The sequence below is a fragment of the Bacteroidota bacterium genome (genome assembly GCA_016713925.1).
Taxonomy (GTDB): domain Bacteria; phylum Bacteroidota; class Bacteroidia; order AKYH767-A; family OLB10; genus JAJTFW01.
Genome location: JADJOH010000002.1, coordinates 976,391 through 993,000 on the forward strand (window position 1 = coordinate 976,391; position 16,610 = coordinate 993,000).

A 16,610-nucleotide genomic window follows, 5' to 3' on the forward strand; every position below is an offset into this window, starting at 1 on the left:
TATGTAAATATTAATTCGCAGGAGGAAGATTTTTCCACATTCACTAAATCTTGTTGAAGGGAAGCGATAATCCCCATGCAGAAGTCAGTCATAAACTGTATCCGAGTATCTTTGACGCCATGTTTGAGAATAAGCAAAACAGAACGGAATTGAGCAGTTTAGGCGAATTTGGCCTCATACATCATATAAAACAAAGTGTGAAACTGACTCAACCGGGATCTTTAAAAGGAATTGGTGATGATGCTGCTGTGATCGATAACGGTCCGGGCAGAACGGTGGTCACCACTGATATGTTGATTGAAGGGGTGCACTTTGACCTTTCTTTTACTCCACTAAAACATCTGGGATACAAAGCTGTAGTGGTCAACATCAGTGACATTTGCGCCATGAATGCCCTGCCCAAGCAAATTGTATGTGGCCTGGCCATGTCCAACAGATTCTCACTGGAGGCCGTTGAAGAATTGATGGAAGGAATCAATCTGGCTTGTGAGCGCTATGGAGTTGACCTTGTTGGAGGCGATACCTGTTCAACGCCCGGAGGTTTGGCGATCAGCATTACTGCTATTGGGCATGCCATGGAAGAGGATTTGGTGTATAGAGATCAGTCTGCTGTAAATGACCTTATTTGTGTGACGGGTGATATAGGGGCGGCCTATATGGGACTGCAGCTCCTCAACCGCGAGAAAAAAATATTTCTGGAAAATCCATCTGTTCAACCCGACTTACAAGGCTTCGATTATCCATTAGAAAGACAGTTGAAACCGGAAGCCCGACTTGATATTATCCAACGATTCAAGACCTGGTATGTGAAGCCGACGGCGATGATTGATATTTCGGATGGCCTCGCCTCTGACTTAATGCATTTATGTAAAGGCTCGAACACAGGGTGTCAGATTTACGAAGAGAAATTACCGATCGATCATCTGACCCGTGAGTTGGGCATAGAATTAGGGCTTGATCCCACAGTTGCCGCTTTAAATGGTGGAGAGGATTATGAACTGCTTTTTACTTTGCCGCTCAGTGAATTTGAAAAGATAAAGGATCGTGCTGAGATCAGTATCATCGGACATATGACAGATGCTTCATTTGGCTATCGATTTATTGACAAGCAACAAAATGTGCATGAACTGAAAGCGCAGGGCTGGGATGCATTTCGCTCCTGATCTAAAAAATAAAAACAGACTGAATAATTATGCGAATTGCAATTACAGGATCAAGAGGTATTCCTAATAATTATGGTGGATATGAGCAATGTGCCGAAAACCTAGCCGTATTATTGGTGAAATCCGGACATGAAGTTACAGTATACAACCCCCACTACCACGAATACAAACAAGATAATTTTCATGGTGTACGTATTGTTACCAAATGGAATCCGGAAAAAACAATAGGAACTCCGGCTAATTTTATATACGATTATTTATGTATGCAACATGCCTTAAAAGAAAAGTGTGATATTCTTCTCGTGTTGGGCTATACCACGGCTTCCTTTTTTTTCCCGGTGCTTCACAAGCGAAAAAGCATCCTTGTGACCAACATGGATGGTTTGGAATGGAAGCGTGATAAATGGAATGCAGTAGTAAAAAAGCTGGCCAAATGGTTTGAGTCTTTGGGAGCAAAATACAGTGATCATCTGGTAAGTGATAACATCGAAATAAAGAACTACTTATTGAAAGAGTATAATAAAGATTCTACTTTCATCCCTTATGGAGCAGATGTATTTGATCAGCCGGAAGAGCATATTTTAAAAGAATATGGTCTGGAAAAAGGCAACTATGATTTATTGGTAGCCCGACTTGAAAAGGAAAATAATATTGAAATCACGCTGGACGGGATTGTATTATCCGGAGCCGGAACTCCGTTTTTGGTGATAGGGAAACACCATACGGCCTATGGTCAATACTTAAAGAATAAATACAAAGCGTATAAGAACATTCGTTTCATGGGGGGTATTTACAACCTGCCGCATCTCAATAACATTAGGTGGTTTGGGCGCTACTATTTTCACGGACATTCTGTAGGAGGTACCAATCCTTCACTTCTCGAAGCAATGGCATCAGGATCCTATATTTTCTCTCATGATAATTTATTCAGTCATAATGTACTTGGAGAGCATGCCTGGTATTATAAGACGCCGGAGGACATTGCAGCACTCTTAGCTGACATTCCAAAGCTTGAGGAAAAGAGAAAACTCTTTGGAGCTGTTCAACGTGAAAAAATTCAGCAACAATACAACTGGAAGAAGGTTGCAGGAGAATATGAGGCTTTGTTTAAAAAAGTAGTGCGTTAAAAACTCTTCCATCTTACCCGAAACAGAAAGCCTGTTACCCGCATTTTCATATGCGAATAACAGGCTTTCTATTTCTACTCTTCGTTATCAATAATTGGCAATTGCATAATTCACTGCTGCTGCTGCATTCAGGTTCCCATACCCTTTCGTACTGTTCTTCGTGGGATAGAATTGTGCCGTATTGGTAAGGCATGTCATTAGTTGAGCACGTGTCATAGCTGGCTTGGCACTTAATGCTAATGAAGCGATACCCGCGGCAGTAGCTGTTGCGCATGAGCTTCCACCAACATATGTTGGAGTTGCGCCACTTGCGGGAAGGGAAAGCGAGTTGCGATTACTATTTGCACTTCGTTCCATGGTGATCGTATATAACACCTTGCTACAGTCATGGCAGGAAGCACAACGGCCACCGTTTTCTTTAACCCCGGTAACAGCAATGCAAGAACTATACGCAGCAGGATAGATCACCCCAAACCAGCTGGTCCAGCTAAATGAAGTTCCGGCAGCTGCAAAAATTGTTTTACCTAAACCATAAGCATAGTCTACTCCGTCCTTCAAAACTCCACTACCAAACGGTGAACCCATACTCAGACTAATGATACGTACATCTGTTCTGTTACCCATTCTGATAAAGGCGTTCTTGGTAGCTGTTTTTTCAGAAGAAGCATCCAAAACGACATCATTCGCAGCACGAATAAAATGCAAATTACTCTTATAGGCTACCCCTGTTGTTGCATTCTGATTATTCCGGGGACCAACAGCCTGACCACTCATACTTGTTCCATGCGTGCAAGAGTTGAAGGCAGATGTTCCCAGTGTATAATCTGTACTCACTGTTCTACCCACATTAGAAGCTCCGTTGTTAAACTGAGCATTCAACAATGTTTGAGAAGAACTTAAACCGGCATCAATAACGCCAATGGTTATACCCTGACCTTCGCTGATATTCCAGGCATTTGGAATATTCTGGTTATTGAAATTCCATGGCACCAATGCTCCGGGAGTGATCGTGGTCCAGTCGGCGGTGTTGAGTGCTTCGGTACTGGCACTGCAGCCGGAAGAAGAACGGTTCGGATCATTTGGCCAATAATCCAGCGGCTCCAGGTAACGCACATTCTCTAAATTATACAATTTCGTAAGCACTTCCTTATTCGTAAGCTTAATCGTCAGAATTGGTAAAACAGGATCATCTTCTACAAGAATATCCGCCAGCGTCACTTTAGTAGTACGACCGGCATTTAATTCAGAAAGTATCAGTTCAATCAGCGCATCGTGTACTTGTTTATAGGCTCCGCTCTTCACATTCACCGTATGAATTTTACCACTGATATCCCCTTCTGAAGCCGGCTTATAACCGATGGCGAGGCTTTGATCCCCATAATGAAGTGCACTCCAGAGTGTTTTTAAATCGACCATTTCCCATTGAAAATCATTCCTTCCTTCCAGCGTAGAGATAACCATCTGATCCAGTTTTGCCTTATCATAAGCTGAACCCGAAGGTACGGCAGTTGGATTCGGCTTCACTTTCAGCACAGGCCCTTCCTGATCATTCGCCGGTTCATCCTGTTTTGTACAGGAGACGAAGCCCAGGCATACCAACAACATAAGATAGCATAGATTTTTTTTCATAATTTTTTTATGATTTATTTAAAGTTTGAAATTAGTTCTTTTTCCCAATACGGAAAAACAAAGAACAATAAAATACATTGAATTCATAGAAAAATAAAGGTTTACAGTCGAATACAAACGGTTAAAAACGGCAAAGCGACTTAATTTCATCTGATTAGCAAGCTCTAACCCGATAAAATACAAGTACACATTCATTCTTTCTCCGTAAATTTGTCCCTTCACTACTTAAAAACATAAAAAAATGGCTTTCACACTTGCCCCTCTCCCCTACGATTTCAACGCGCTCGAACCACATATCGATGCACGCACCATGGAAATTCACCATGGCAAACACCATCAGGCCTACGTTACCAATCTGAACAATGCCATCGCCGGAACTGATGCCGAAAACATGAGCATTGAAGATATCTGTAAAAACATTTCCAAATTCCCTGTTCCCGTGCGCAACAATGGCGGAGGTCACTGGAATCATACTTTCTTTTGGAGCATCATGGCACCTAACGCCGGCGGAGTACCGAAAGGAGCATTAGGTGATGCGATCAATGCCGCTTTCGGTAGTTTCGACGAATTCAAAACCAAATTTAACGCTGCAGGTGTCGGACGATTCGGTTCCGGATGGGCATGGCTTATCAAGAACAGTGCGGGTAAACTCGAGATCTGTTCAACTCCCAATCAGGACAATCCATTGATGGATAGTGCTGAAGTAAAAGGTACACCACTCCTCGGATGTGATGTCTGGGAACATGCCTATTATCTCAACTATCAGAACCGTCGTCCGGATTATTTAGCGGCCTGGTGGAATGTTGTCAATTGGGATGCTGTAGCGAAGAATTTTTAATTAGGAGGTGGCTTCGAGTGCCTCTCTTGGGTGGCTTCGAGTGCCTCTCTTGGGTGGCTTCGAGAACCTCTCTTGGGTGGCTTCGAGAACCTCAGCCACCCAAGAGAGGCATAAAACCAAAGAATCTCCCGCAATTGTCTTCAAGAACCTTCATGGTGGCTGAGGCTCTCGAAGACACCATGAAGGCTCAATTCTTGATGTCAAAATATGAAAGGATATATGTATATTTTGGAATGCTGTGATGGAAGCTATTATACAGGCAGTACTAATAATTTGGATTTAAGATTAAGACAGCATCAGAATGGCGAAGGGGCTAACCATACTAAAAAACGATTGCCAGTGAAACTGGTATACTATGAAGAATATGAACGTGTACAAGATGCTTTTTACAGAGAGAAACAAGTTCAGGGATGGAACAGGAAAAAGAAAGAGGCGCTGATAAATGGAACACCTGAATTATTACCTGAATTAGCGATTGCTCATAGAGACTTAAATACGTTGCCTTCGATCGCCTCACATGGGTGGCTTCGAGAACCTCAGCCACCCAAGTGAGGCATAAAACCAAAGAATCTCCCGCAATTGTCTTCTAGAACCTTCATGGTGGCTGAGGCTCTCGAAGACACCATGAAGGTTCGATGCCACCATGAAGGTTCCCGAAATCTTGATGTCAGAAATATGAAAGGATATATGTATATTTTGGAATGCTGTGATGGAAGCTATTATACAGGCAGTACTAATAATTTGGATTTAAGATTAAGACAGCATCAGAATGGCGAAGGGGCTAACCATACTAAAAAACGATTGCCAGTGAAACTGGTATACTATGAAGAATATGAACGTGTACAAGATGCTTTTTACAGAGAGAAACAAGTTCAGGGATGGAACAGGAAAAAGAAAGAGGCGCTGATAAATGGAACACCTGAATTATTACCTGAATTAGCGATTGCTCATAGAGACTTAAATACGTTGCCTGATCGCCTCACATGGGTGGCTTCGAGTGCCTCAGCCACCCAAGAGATGTTTAAAACCAAAGTAATCTCCCGCAATTGTCTTCTAGAACCTTCATGGTGGCTGAGGCTCTCGAAGACACCATGAAGGTTCGATGCTAAGAAAGAGTGCCTCTCTTGGGTGGCTTCGAGAACCTCAGCCACCCAAGTGAGGCATAAAACCAAAGAATCTCCCGCAAATGTCTTCTCGAACCTTCATGGTGGCTGAGGCTCTCGAAGACACCATGAAGAACCTCAGCCATCCAAGTGAGGCATAAAACCAAAGAATCTCCCGCAATTGTCTTCTAGAACCTTCATGGTGGCTGAGGCTCTCGAAGACACCATGAAGAACCTCAGCCACCCAAGAGAGATTTAAAATAAGGTATTGTCCTGTAATTGTCTTCTCGAACCTTCATGGTGGCTGAGGCTCTCGAAGCCACCATGAAGGTTCGAAGCCACCAATTAGTTTACCGATACCACACTCAGGAAACTTTCTTCTCTTCCTTATTCACAATCTCTGCCTGAATACGTACGGATTCATCGTGAATCTGAATGAAGAGGTTGCGGATAAAGCCGGGATTCAAATTCATTGATAAACCCTTTTTCATCATTTCTTCGAGGATAGACTTCCATCGTTCCGGTTGAAAAATAGAAATCTGTTGTTCTTTTTTCAATTCACCTATTAATTCGGAATAGCGAAAACGATCATTCAGTAATTTTAAAATCTCATCATCCAGACGATCAATATCCGATCTCCATGCTTGCAATTTAGCCACGCTGAGTTCGTCGGTCACTTTTGAAAATCGGGGTTGCAGATGATTGAGAATTTCAAAAAGTCTTGTAGGTGTTACTTGTTGCAACTTATCGGTAAGAGCGTTATCAGGGTTAATATGTGTTTCTATCATCCAGCCATCGAAACCCAAATCCAGGGCTTCCTGTGCTACACTAAGTAGCAAAGGTCTTGTTCCTGCGATATGACTGATGTCACAGATAATTTTCAAGTCCGGCATGAATGATTTTAATTCAAAAGGGATTTGCCATCTGGGGTGGTTTCGAAACTCTGTTGTTTCAAAGGAATGAAAACCGCGATGGATTGCCAATACATCACCGGTCACAGCAGCCCGTACTCTTTCAATAGCCCCTCTCCACAATTCCACATCAGGGTGAATCGGATTCTTCACCATAACCGTGATGGATGTACCCATAAGCGCATCAGCGACGTCCTGAACCTGAAAAGGATTTACCGTTGTACGCGCACCTATCCAAACAGCATCGAGACCTGCTTTAAGACATAGTTCTGCCTGTTTGGAATTGGCGGCTTCCGTCATCACTTTCAATCCGGTCTCCTGTCGCACTTCTAACAACCACTCGAGAGCCTCCTCTCCCACCCCTTCAAACGAACCTGGGCGTGTACGCGGTTTCCAAACACCTGCTCTAAAAATTGCTGTCGGAAGTCTGTTCGCAATTTCCCGGGCGGTGCTCAGCACCTGTTCGCGGCTTTCGGCACTACAGGGTCCTGCAACCAGTATTTTATCTGCTATGATCGTATTCTTCATCTTTAAATTTCAATCTGCCTTCCAGGTTTTCGACTTCTTCATATAACGAACGAAGAGGTACATTGTTAGAAGAAGAACCTGTACCGTAATAAATGCAGGAAGCATTTGCATTACAGCTTCCCAACCCGCCTTGTTATAATAGTACTTTGCCACCAGCCAAAGCGCAGCTGTTGACCAGATAAAGGTAGTTCCATATTCCTTTATCCAAACACGTTTCCAGTGGAAAACCATCGAATCCAGCGTTCTGCCTACACCGCGTATGCCGGGAATCCACCGATTTACATTCTTCATATACTCACGGTACGCCTGTCTGAATTTATTTTCCAGAAAATTTTCTTCCGCACGCAAAATGGCCTGATAGAAAAAAAGGAACAATGGAATCAAAATGAAAATAAACATTATCGAATTCGACATCATTCCCAATCCAACAATCATTAAAATATTACCCACATACAATGGATTTCTGCAATGCGCGAAAATGCCGGTTGTTACCAGTTCTTCCGCATACACCTGACGGTTTTTTCCTCCACGAATAATATAAACGAGGCCGATGGTCATCATCCTTGTCATCTGCCCTGCAAGACCAACGATAAATCCGGCTAACAATAACCAATATCCGTTTTCCACAAGAAGAACAGCCGGAACAAACAACAGCGCATAAAAAACAGGAAAGAGTACATTCCTGTAATGAAATATTATATTACCGATTTTAACCATCACTTCACAGCTATTATTCCCACAAAATTATACCACTTGAAAAATATTTCCGTCTGACTAAAGCCGGCTGCTTTTAACAAATCCAGATTCTCTGACAAACGATAAGGGATTAAAACATTCTCCAATGCTTCGCGTTTCTTTGATATCTCCATATCGCTGTAATTATTTCTACGCTTATAATTGTAGTAATAATCAATGAACATTCTATTCAACATCGAACCTTCGCCCAATACTTTTTCGACGAGTAGAAAACAGCCTTGTGGATTCAGCTGACGGTATATTTCATGAATGAGTTTTTCCCTGTACAGAGGACGTATAAATTGCAATACGAGACACATGACGACTACGGAAGGATTTTCAAGAATCAGTCCATTATTAATATCTGCATTGATCACTTTATAGGGCCGGGTAATTCCTGCTTTCTGAAAATTCTCTTCACATTGTTTCGCCATTTCCGGTGAATCATCTACACCAACAAATTTCACTCCATCGGATAATACTTTATCAAAGCCCAGTAATGTTGTACCTGTTGAACATCCTAAATCGTAGATATTTGTTCCATCTACAGCAAAATCTGCGGCAAGCTCGGCAAGCATTCGTTGCATTTCATTGTAATACGGCACTGATCTGGATACCATATCATCAAAAACCTGCACCACCTGACTGCCGAATTTAAAATCGCTTATTTTCTGCAATTCATCATTAAATATTTTATCCTTATTCTTCATCTGTACTCTAAATTTTTAAGACTTGATTTCATGAAAAAAGAAATACTCTTTCAAAGCTGTCTGGTATGACAAAGTAAAATTATAAAAAATTTCGTGCAGATAACGAGATAAAAAAGAAAACGGGCAAAGGAATGTTCAAATTCATTTGCCCGTCATTAAGCAGGTGAGATTAACTGATTAATATCATAGACTAGACTGTCATAATTTCTTTTTCCTTCGCTTCAAGGTGCTTGTCCACTTTCGTAATATAATCGTCTGTTATTTTCTGCGTTTTCGCTTCACCGTCTTTTGCAAGATCTTCGGGCAAACCACTTTTTTGCGCTTTCTTAATATTATCATTTGCCTCTCTGCGCAGGTTGCGTATACCCACCTTGGCATGTTCTCCCTCTGCTTTCGCACGTTTCACGAGATCACGGCGACGTTCTTCACTCAGCGGGGGAACATTGATACGAATCATGATACCATCGTTGGCAGGTGTCATTCCGAGGTTAGAATCGATGATGGCCTTTTCAATCGCTTTTATCAGACTCTTCTCCCAGGGCTGTATCACGATGGTCCGCGCTTCCGGTGTATTGACATTAGCGACCTGACTTAAGGGAGTCATGGCACCATAATAATCCACCATGACGCCATCGAGCATATTCGGAGAAGCTTTACCGGCGCGGATTTTTACAAGTTCTGATTCCAGGTGAGTGATCGCCTTTTGCATGTGATCCTGCATGTGGTCAATAATGGACTTTATGTCGTTCATAGAGATTTTAAGGGGGTTACGAAATACGAATAGAGTACGAAAATACGAAATACGAAAATACGAAATACGAAAATACGAAATACGAAAATACGAAATACGAAATTTTACGAAACTACGAAATATGGGTAGACTACAAGTAGATTAGGGATAGACTACGAATACGAAAGATTTAAGATGAGATTTATAGTATTTCGCTTGCTTTTTTCGTATTTCGCATTTTCGTAAAATTTCGTGTTTCGTAATTCAACTCCCTTGAAAAATCGTTTGACTAAGACAATTTATATAGATTAAACGGTAACGAGGGTACCGACTTCTTCGCCTTTGACGACTTTCATGAGGTTGCCGAGTTTATTCATATCGAAGACGATGATGGGCAGATTGTTTTCCTGACAGAGGGTGAAAGCGGTCATATCCATCACCTGGAGATTTTTAGAATAGGCTTCTGCAAATGTAATTGTAGCAAAGCGCGTTGCAGTTTTATCTTTTTCAGGATCAGCGGTATAGATGCCATCAACACGGGTTCCTTTCAGTATAACATCAGCTTCAATTTCAATGGCTCTGAGGGAAGCGGCGGTGTCGGTTGTAAAATACGGGTTACCGGTACCTGCACCAAAAATCACCACGCGGCCCTTTTCCAGGTGACGCACTGCCCGGCGACGGATAAATGGCTCACAAATCGCTTCCATTTTGATAGCAGATTGCAGGCGGGTTAATACTCCTTGTCCCTCCAAAGCTGCCTGTAATGCCATTGAATTGATCACCGTGGCGAGCATGCCCATGTAATCTCCCTGCACCCGATCCATCCCCCCTTCAGCAGCTTGTAATCCACGAAAAATATTACCTCCACCAATCACAACGGCTACCTGTACACCCAAATCGGCAATGGACTTAATATCCGCAGCATATTGCGCAAGTCGCTTATTATCAATACCAAACTGTTTGTCACCCATCAGGGCTTCGCCGGAGAGTTTAAGGAGAATGCGGTTGTATTTCATAGCAAGTGCAAAATAAACCTTTTTCTTTGAAAGATGTAAGCTGAGAGTCTTGAAAGGACCATCTTCTGTTATTGATTGTAAATTGATTTTACACCATCCGAGTCCTTTGCTCAATAGCTGAGATGAGTAGCCGCGATGGGAAGCCCAGATGTGTAGCCCGGATTTCCCTCACGATATGATACCCCGATGTGTAGCCACGTTACATGTAACGCGGCTACACATCGCGTATACAAATCGCTGCCACTGATTCTTCCTATTGATAATAAAAATGATATATGATCACTACAAATCTATTGTTCGCTATGCAACAACACATCCCAGTCAACTAATCCTCAAATTCAAACCTGTCTCCCGCCAGAGAGATCATCACCATTATAAAATCATCATTTCCAAATCTTCAAATCACCCCATCTTCAAATTTCAATCATATTCCGGGTAATATCATCAAGCGTCTCTCTTTTACGAATAAGATGAAATTTTCCATCCATCATTAAAACTTCGGCTGGGCGTGGCCGTGAGTTGTAATTATTACTCATGGTAAATCCATAGGCTCCGGCGTTGAGGATAGCCAGGGTATCGCCTTCTCTGACTTCATTTAATTTTCTGTCGACGGCGAAGGTGTCTGTTTCACAGATATACCCTACCACCGAATAAATACGCGGTGTACCATTGGGATTACTCAGGTTGATGATATGATGATAGGCATCATAAAACATAGGACGGATCAAATGATTTTGTCCGGAATTCACGCCTGCAAAAACAGTAGCCGTGGTTTGCTTGATGACATTCACGCTCACCAGCAATGCACCCGATTCGCTGACTAAAAATTTCCCGGGTTCAAACCATAATTCCAGTTCCTTGCCATACTCTTTACAAAATGAACGAAATCGTTCTGTAATCACTTTCCCTAATTCCTCCACATCGGTCGTCACATCATCTTCCTTGTAAGCCACTTTAAAACCGCTGCCAAAATCGAGAAATTCAAGGTCACTAAAATTAACAGCAGCTTCGAAGAGGAGATCTGCAGCGCGCACGAATACACCGGAGTCGAGGATATCACTACCGGTATGCATATGCAATCCATTCACCACAATTTTTTCTTTTTCGACGATGCGCAACACATGTCGCAATTGATGAATAGAAATTCCAAACTTCGAGTCGATATGACCGGTTTGAATATGAGAAGTTCCACCTGCGACGATATGCGGATTAATACGGATACAGCAGGGGATCGTATTTCCGTACTTATGTCCGAACTGTTCGAGCAGCGAGATGTTATCAATATTCACCTGCACGCCCAACTCCACAGCAGACACCAACTCTTCAAAGGCCACGCTGTTGGGTGTAAACAATATTTCAGAAGGTTCGAATCCGGCCATCAATCCCAACTGCACCTCCTGAATAGAAACGGCATCGAGTCCCGAACCCTGCTTCAACAACAAGCGCAGCACATTAATATTATTACATGCTTTCAAAGCATACTTCACCTTCAGTTTCACACCGGAGAAAGAATCGTTCAACCGTTTATACTGATCAATAATTTTATCACCATCATATAAATACAACGGCGTTCCGTATTGTTCAACAATTTGCTGCACAGGTAATGCTTGCAGACGAGCGATAGCATTTGAAATTGACATATGAAATGAAAGTTTAAGGTTTAAGGTTTAAAGCTTAGCAGTTTTTCCCAGAGAGCGTAGCGAACGATCCCCCAGCGGAGCGAACGATCCTCCCAGTGATCTCGTCATACTCATTTCATCTACGACTCAATGATTCTGACGAGAGAACGATCCTTCCAGAGGTTTTCCGATGAATCGATTCTCAGTTCTATTTTGTACTTTTCTTTGCATGACATTTCAAATTCAACCCCTTCAGGGTTGGGGCGTCCGGCGATCCGTAACTCCGGGTTGTACCCGGAGTTACTCAGGTTGAACCCCTTCAGGGTTCCGCTTACCATGGATTTCCCAGAGCGAGAGATCTTCCCAGAGATCTTTCGGAGATTCGATTCTCAACTCTATTTATTTTTTCCTATGCATGACATTTCAATATTCAACCCCTTCGGGGTTGGGGCGTTCGGCGATCTGTAACTCCGGGTTGCACCCGGAGTTACTCAGGTTGAACCCCTTCAGGGTTCCGTAATTTCCATGGTATCCTTTAAACATTAAACCTAAAGCCCTGAACCTTGAACCTTGAACCTTGAACTTTACATTAAACGTGTTCACGTTTAATGTAAAAAAGCCGATCCAGGTATTCCGGATCGGCTTTTCATATTAGGGGTTTTGTAATTATCCTATTTGAACTCTCCGGAAGATGGTAACGGTGAGACCTTTCTCAACACCATCGAGGTATTGTTTCACGGTCTTTTTATCTTCCTTCACGAACGCCTGGTTGAGGAGGGTATTTTCCTGGTAGAACTTATTCAGTTTACCGGCGGCTATCTTCTCCACCATTTCTTCAGGTTTACCTTCCTGACGAATCATATCCTTAGCAATTTCCAGCTCACGTTCTACTACGCTGCTATCCACATCATCCTTATCAATAGCAACAGGATTCATTGCAGCAATTTGCATCGCTACATCTTTACCTGCAGTTGCATCAGCAGTTGCTGAAGAGAGTCCTACCATTGAAGCAAGACGGTTACCGGGGTGATTATAAACGATCACTTTAGGTGCAGTAATTTTTTCAAAGGCACTCAATTCGATTTTCTCTCCGATCTTCCCGATCATATCGAACAACTTATCGTTGATTGTAGTGCCATCCAATGGAAGGGCTTTCAATGCTTCTACATCAGAAGGATTATTCTTCATCGCCGCATCAAGAATCGACTCGGCGAAATTGGTGAAATCAGAATTCTTAGCAACGAAATCCGTTTCACAGCTTAATGAAATCAGGAAGCCTTCCGTTCCGGCAGTATTTGTTTTAGCGAGGATATAACCTTCTTTCGCTTCACGATCGGCACGGTTTGCGGCTACTTTCTGACCTTTCTTACGAAGGTAATCTACAGCCTGTTCAAAATCACCACCCGCTTCTGCGAGTGCTTTTTTACAATCCATCATGCCGGCGCCTGTCATTTGACGGAGCTTATTTACATCGGCAGCTGTAACTGGTGCAGCAGTTGACATTTTATTTTTTATTTTATATTAGTTTAACTCTGAAATTTCAATTTATCCTCTTCCACGAACTTCTAACGAACTAAACGTTTCAGAGCAAGAAATATTTTTTTAAAGAAGGCGGGATGTTTTGAAGAACCCGCCTGCTTAATTAATTTTTATCTTCTTGGTGCTCCGCCTCCACCGCCTTTGCGGGGACGGTTACTACCTCCACCACCGGGTTTTTGAGGGGCACGGCCTGTTGATTCACCACCCTCTTCATCGGTAACGGCGATCATCTTACGCTCTTCTGTTTCTTCTTCTGTAGCTGCTTCGCGCTCACGCTCCTGTTCTTTATCCACTTTACGCTCTGCGAGACCTTCTTCCACCGCTTTGACCATAATATTCATGATCAACTCAATTGACTTACTGGCATCATCATTTGCAGGGATTGGAAAATCGATCACAGAAGGATCACTATTGGTATCATTGATAGCGATAGTAGGGATTCCCAATTTAATGGCTTCATCTACTGCGATATGTTCTTTCACTGTATCCACTATAAATAGTGCAGCAGGAAGACGATTCAGGTCAGCAATAGAACCCAACAATTTCTCCATCTTCGATTTCTGGCGACCCATCATGAGGCGCTCTTTCTTCGAGAGATTTTCCACTGTACCATCGCTCAGCATTTTATCCAGTGAAGTCATTTTCTTCACGGACTTACGCTGTGTAGCGAAGTTGGTCAGCATACCACCGGGCCAGCGCTCTGTGATATAAGGCATGTTCACTGATTTCGCGGCACCTGCAACAATTTCCTTTGCTTGCTTCTTGGTAGCAACGAAAAGAATTTTCTTACCGGATTTTGCGATTTGCTTTACAGCGGCTGCAGCTTCCTCCAGTTTCGCATGGGTTTTATTCAGATCGATAATATGAATGCCATTGCGCTCCATGAAGATATAAGCGGCCATCTTCGGGTTCCACTTGCGCTTAAGGTGACCAAAATGGACACCGGCATTGAGAAGTTCTTCTTGCGTTACGTTGATCATTACGCTGATTGTATATTATTAAGGTGGTGGTATAAAGCAACTACTGCAAGCAGTACCGGCTTCACACCTGATGGATTAACGTTTACTGAACTGGAAGCGACGACGAGCTTTCTTCTGACCGAACTTCTTACGTTCAACCATACGCGGATCGCGGGTCATCAATCCATTCGCCTTTAATACCGGACGAAATTCGGCGTTGATTTTAACAAGAGCACGGGCAACGGCCATACGAATAGCTTCCGCCTGACCGTTAAATCCACCTCCGAAAACATTTACATTCACGTCGTACTGATCTCTGGTTTTTGATAAATCAAAAGCCTGTACTAAGAGATTCTGTAAAGGAAGCGTCGGGAAATACTCCTTATAATCCTTATTATTTACTTTAATAGAACCATTTCCGGGTTGAACATAAACGCGGGCAACGGCGGTCTTACGGCGACCTATGGTATGTGTAATTTCCATGTTTGTCTAATCAGTACTTAAGGGTTACCGCTTTAGGTTGTTGAGCCGCATGAGGATGCTCACCACCGGCATAAATAAAGAGATTGCCTTTGATGGCATTACCCAAACGGGATTTTGGCAACATACCATAAATTGCTTTCTCCACTACCATAGTAGGTTTCTGAAGGATCAATTTGGCAGGTGACACAAAACGCTGACCACCGGGGTAACCGGTATGAGAAACGTACTCACGCTCGGTCCATTTACGGCCGGTGAGACGCACCTTATCAGCATTAATAATGATCACATTATCGCCGCAATCTACGTGCGGGGTGTAATTGGCTTTATGCTTACCACGAAGCATCATGGCAGCCTGAGATGCAAATCGGCCCAGCACCTGGTCCTTAGCGTCCAGAACGACCCACTCTTTGGTAACGGTCTTGGCATTAGCCGATACGGTTTTGTAACTTAACGTATCCACGGTATATAAATTAGTATTGTGTTTTTCAATGGGAGGGCAAAAGTAGAACATTTTATTTGAATAACAAACACTATTAACAATTTTTAATTAACTGTTATGTAGTTGATTAAAAGCGTCATGAACAATAAATTGTTAATTCTCGAAATGGGAATTTTCTTATTATTGGAATAAGGTACGTCTCGTCATGCTCATCTCATCTGCGATGAACTGATTCTGACGAGACTGGGGAGAGTGGGGCGTTGTCTCCACAAATACAGACCTCTTTTGGTTAAGGAAAACTCCAGCTAGGCATTAAATATCAAGTATATAAGACGATTAAACGGATATAAATGTTTATCAAACGGCTTTGGGAATTTAAAGGATTAGTATTGCATCAAACAATGAAGATGAGAGTACATCATAAATTGGTGGTATGGCAAAATGCAAGAAAGCTGGTGAAAGAGGCTTATCAAATGACAAGGTCCTTTCCGAAAGAGGAGATGTTTAGTTTAACGCAGCAAATAAAAAGGGCTTCGGTTTCCATACCGGCGAATATTAGCGAAGGAACGGGTCGAAAAACAAAAAAAAGACAATCCAGATTTCTAACCATTGCTCATGGTTCCGCCTTTGAACTGGAAACACTTTTCATCATTTCCTGCGAACTTGAATTTATTGCGGAGGATTCTCTTATTAAACTTTTGGAAAAAACAGAAATGATCACTGTTCAATTGAATGGTCTTCTCAATAAATATCAAACCGATTAATTTAGTCAAAACCCCTCCTTACGAATGCAGCGAGTGATCCTCTGAGAGATCTCGTTAGAATTATTGCATAGAAGATGAGATGGGGAATGAAAAGACGAACGGTCTTCCGGTGAATCGATTCTACGTTCTATCTGATTTTTTCTGTACATGATATTTCAATATTCAACCCCTTCAGGGTTGGACCGCCTGATGATCTGTAACTCCGGGTTGCACCCAGAGTTACAACTATTGAACCCCTTCAGGGTTCCGTTTCGAACGAAGTCTTAACACGGGATATGATCTCAATATCTATTTGTGATAGCGAAGCAACGTTTTAA

17 protein-coding genes are annotated in these 16,610 nt (G+C 42.5%); 6 read left to right on the forward strand and 11 right to left on the reverse strand.

Annotation, left to right across the window (positions count from 1 at the left end; genetic code table 11):
- Positions 1-119 precede the first annotated feature (119 nt).
- Both thiL and IPJ86_04050 read left to right on the forward strand, forming a co-directional pair.
- The gene (gene thiL / locus IPJ86_04045) at positions 120-1,163 is read left to right on the forward strand and encodes a thiamine-phosphate kinase (protein ID MBK7886488.1); all 1,044 of its coding nucleotides are present in this window, start codon (positions 120-122) and stop codon (positions 1,161-1,163) included.
- Positions 1,164-1,192: 29 nt separating this feature from the next.
- Positions 1,193-2,290: a DUF1972 domain-containing protein gene (locus IPJ86_04050; GenBank protein ID MBK7886489.1), complete on the forward strand. Its 1,098-nt coding sequence runs from the start codon at positions 1,193-1,195 to the stop codon at positions 2,288-2,290.
- Positions 2,291-2,377: 87 nt separating this feature from the next.
- On the opposite strand, the gene IPJ86_04055 is transcribed toward IPJ86_04050, so the two are convergent.
- On the reverse strand, positions 2,378-3,919 hold the full coding sequence (locus tag IPJ86_04055; GenBank protein ID MBK7886490.1) for a S8/S53 family peptidase: 1,542 nt from the start codon (positions 3,917-3,919) through the stop codon (positions 2,378-2,380).
- A gap of 241 nt (positions 3,920-4,160) precedes the next feature.
- Between IPJ86_04055 and IPJ86_04060 the strand changes: the two genes are divergently transcribed.
- From IPJ86_04060 to IPJ86_04070, 3 genes are all read left to right on the forward strand, one after another.
- Positions 4,161-4,757 (forward strand): superoxide dismutase, encoded by a 597-nt coding sequence (locus tag IPJ86_04060; protein MBK7886491.1) that lies wholly within the window; start codon positions 4,161-4,163, stop codon positions 4,755-4,757.
- A gap of 207 nt (positions 4,758-4,964) precedes the next feature.
- Positions 4,965-5,309, forward strand: coding sequence for a GIY-YIG nuclease family protein (locus IPJ86_04065; GenBank protein MBK7886492.1), 345 nt, complete (start codon positions 4,965-4,967; stop codon positions 5,307-5,309).
- A gap of 123 nt (positions 5,310-5,432) precedes the next feature.
- Complete coding sequence (locus IPJ86_04070; GenBank protein MBK7886493.1) at positions 5,433-5,852, forward strand: GIY-YIG nuclease family protein; 420 nt, start codon at positions 5,433-5,435, stop codon at positions 5,850-5,852.
- A gap of 373 nt (positions 5,853-6,225) precedes the next feature.
- Here the strand turns inward: IPJ86_04070 and IPJ86_04075 are convergent, their stop codons facing one another.
- The 10 genes from IPJ86_04075 to rplM form a co-directional block, all read right to left on the reverse strand.
- Complete coding sequence (locus IPJ86_04075; GenBank protein ID MBK7886494.1) at positions 6,226-7,299, reverse strand: bifunctional 3-deoxy-7-phosphoheptulonate synthase/chorismate mutase type II; 1,074 nt, start codon at positions 7,297-7,299, stop codon at positions 6,226-6,228.
- A 9-nt stretch (positions 7,300-7,308) separates the two neighbouring features.
- Positions 7,309-8,016, reverse strand: coding sequence for an isoprenylcysteine carboxylmethyltransferase family protein (locus tag IPJ86_04080; GenBank protein MBK7886495.1), 708 nt, complete (start codon positions 8,014-8,016; stop codon positions 7,309-7,311).
- The gene (gene cmoA / locus IPJ86_04085) at positions 8,016-8,744 is read right to left on the reverse strand and encodes a carboxy-S-adenosyl-L-methionine synthase CmoA (protein MBK7886496.1); all 729 of its coding nucleotides are present in this window, start codon (positions 8,742-8,744) and stop codon (positions 8,016-8,018) included. Before cmoA ends, IPJ86_04080 begins: the two co-directional genes overlap by 1 nt.
- 190 nt (positions 8,745-8,934) lie before the next feature.
- Positions 8,935-9,495, reverse strand: a complete 561-nt coding sequence (gene frr / locus IPJ86_04090; protein ID MBK7886497.1) for a ribosome recycling factor — start codon at positions 9,493-9,495, stop codon at positions 8,935-8,937.
- A gap of 287 nt (positions 9,496-9,782) precedes the next feature.
- The gene (locus IPJ86_04095) at positions 9,783-10,490 is read right to left on the reverse strand and encodes a UMP kinase (protein ID MBK7886498.1); all 708 of its coding nucleotides are present in this window, start codon (positions 10,488-10,490) and stop codon (positions 9,783-9,785) included.
- A gap of 413 nt (positions 10,491-10,903) precedes the next feature.
- Positions 10,904-12,130, reverse strand: a complete 1,227-nt coding sequence (gene lysA, locus IPJ86_04100) for a diaminopimelate decarboxylase (protein MBK7886499.1) — start codon at positions 12,128-12,130, stop codon at positions 10,904-10,906.
- A gap of 645 nt (positions 12,131-12,775) precedes the next feature.
- Positions 12,776-13,612, reverse strand: coding sequence for an elongation factor Ts (locus tag IPJ86_04105; protein MBK7886500.1), 837 nt, complete (start codon positions 13,610-13,612; stop codon positions 12,776-12,778).
- A 146-nt stretch (positions 13,613-13,758) separates the two neighbouring features.
- Positions 13,759-14,628 carry a 30S ribosomal protein S2 gene (gene rpsB, locus IPJ86_04110; protein MBK7886501.1) on the reverse strand — a complete coding sequence of 290 codons (870 nt, stop codon included), beginning with the start codon at positions 14,626-14,628 and terminating at the stop codon, positions 13,759-13,761.
- A gap of 75 nt (positions 14,629-14,703) precedes the next feature.
- Positions 14,704-15,090, reverse strand: coding sequence for a 30S ribosomal protein S9 (rpsI, locus tag IPJ86_04115; protein ID MBK7886502.1), 387 nt, complete (start codon positions 15,088-15,090; stop codon positions 14,704-14,706).
- Between the two features lie 10 nt (positions 15,091-15,100).
- Complete coding sequence (gene rplM, locus IPJ86_04120) at positions 15,101-15,601, reverse strand: 50S ribosomal protein L13 (protein MBK7886503.1); 501 nt, start codon at positions 15,599-15,601, stop codon at positions 15,101-15,103.
- Positions 15,602-15,936: 335 nt separating this feature from the next.
- Here rplM and IPJ86_04125 point away from each other — a divergent pair, with 335 nt between their 5' ends.
- Positions 15,937-16,293, forward strand: coding sequence for a four helix bundle protein (locus IPJ86_04125; GenBank protein MBK7886504.1), 357 nt, complete (start codon positions 15,937-15,939; stop codon positions 16,291-16,293).
- Positions 16,294-16,610 lie beyond the last annotated feature (317 nt).

Bases quoted from the DNA above. Each gene is read 5' to 3' on its own strand.
- lysA (MBK7886499.1), bottom strand. From the start codon at position 12,130: ATGTCAATTTCAAATGCTATCGCTCGTCTGCAAGCATTACCTGTGCAG.
- IPJ86_04070 (MBK7886493.1), top strand. From the start codon at position 5,433: ATGAAAGGATATATGTATATTTTGGAATGCTGTGATGGAAGCTATTAT.
- IPJ86_04060 (MBK7886491.1), top strand. From the start codon at position 4,161: ATGGCTTTCACACTTGCCCCTCTCCCCTACGATTTCAACGCGCTCGAA.
- IPJ86_04080 (MBK7886495.1), bottom strand. From the start codon at position 8,016: ATGGTTAAAATCGGTAATATAATATTTCATTACAGGAATGTACTCTTT.
- IPJ86_04095 (MBK7886498.1), bottom strand. From the start codon at position 10,490: ATGAAATACAACCGCATTCTCCTTAAACTCTCCGGCGAAGCCCTGATG.
- thiL (MBK7886488.1), top strand. From the start codon at position 120: ATGTTTGAGAATAAGCAAAACAGAACGGAATTGAGCAGTTTAGGCGAA.
- IPJ86_04050 (MBK7886489.1), top strand. From the start codon at position 1,193: ATGCGAATTGCAATTACAGGATCAAGAGGTATTCCTAATAATTATGGT.
- IPJ86_04055 (MBK7886490.1), bottom strand. From the start codon at position 3,919: ATGAAAAAAAATCTATGCTATCTTATGTTGTTGGTATGCCTGGGCTTC.
- frr (MBK7886497.1), bottom strand. From the start codon at position 9,495: ATGAACGACATAAAGTCCATTATTGACCACATGCAGGATCACATGCAA.
- rplM (MBK7886503.1), bottom strand. From the start codon at position 15,601: ATGTTCTACTTTTGCCCTCCCATTGAAAAACACAATACTAATTTATAT.
- rpsB (MBK7886501.1), bottom strand. From the start codon at position 14,628: ATGATCAACGTAACGCAAGAAGAACTTCTCAATGCCGGTGTCCATTTT.
- cmoA (MBK7886496.1), bottom strand. From the start codon at position 8,744: ATGAAGAATAAGGATAAAATATTTAATGATGAATTGCAGAAAATAAGC.
- IPJ86_04075 (MBK7886494.1), bottom strand. From the start codon at position 7,299: ATGAAGAATACGATCATAGCAGATAAAATACTGGTTGCAGGACCCTGT.
- IPJ86_04105 (MBK7886500.1), bottom strand. From the start codon at position 13,612: ATGTCAACTGCTGCACCAGTTACAGCTGCCGATGTAAATAAGCTCCGT.
- rpsI (MBK7886502.1), bottom strand. From the start codon at position 15,090: ATGGAAATTACACATACCATAGGTCGCCGTAAGACCGCCGTTGCCCGC.
- IPJ86_04125 (MBK7886504.1), top strand. From the start codon at position 15,937: ATGAGAGTACATCATAAATTGGTGGTATGGCAAAATGCAAGAAAGCTG.
- IPJ86_04065 (MBK7886492.1), top strand. From the start codon at position 4,965: ATGAAAGGATATATGTATATTTTGGAATGCTGTGATGGAAGCTATTAT.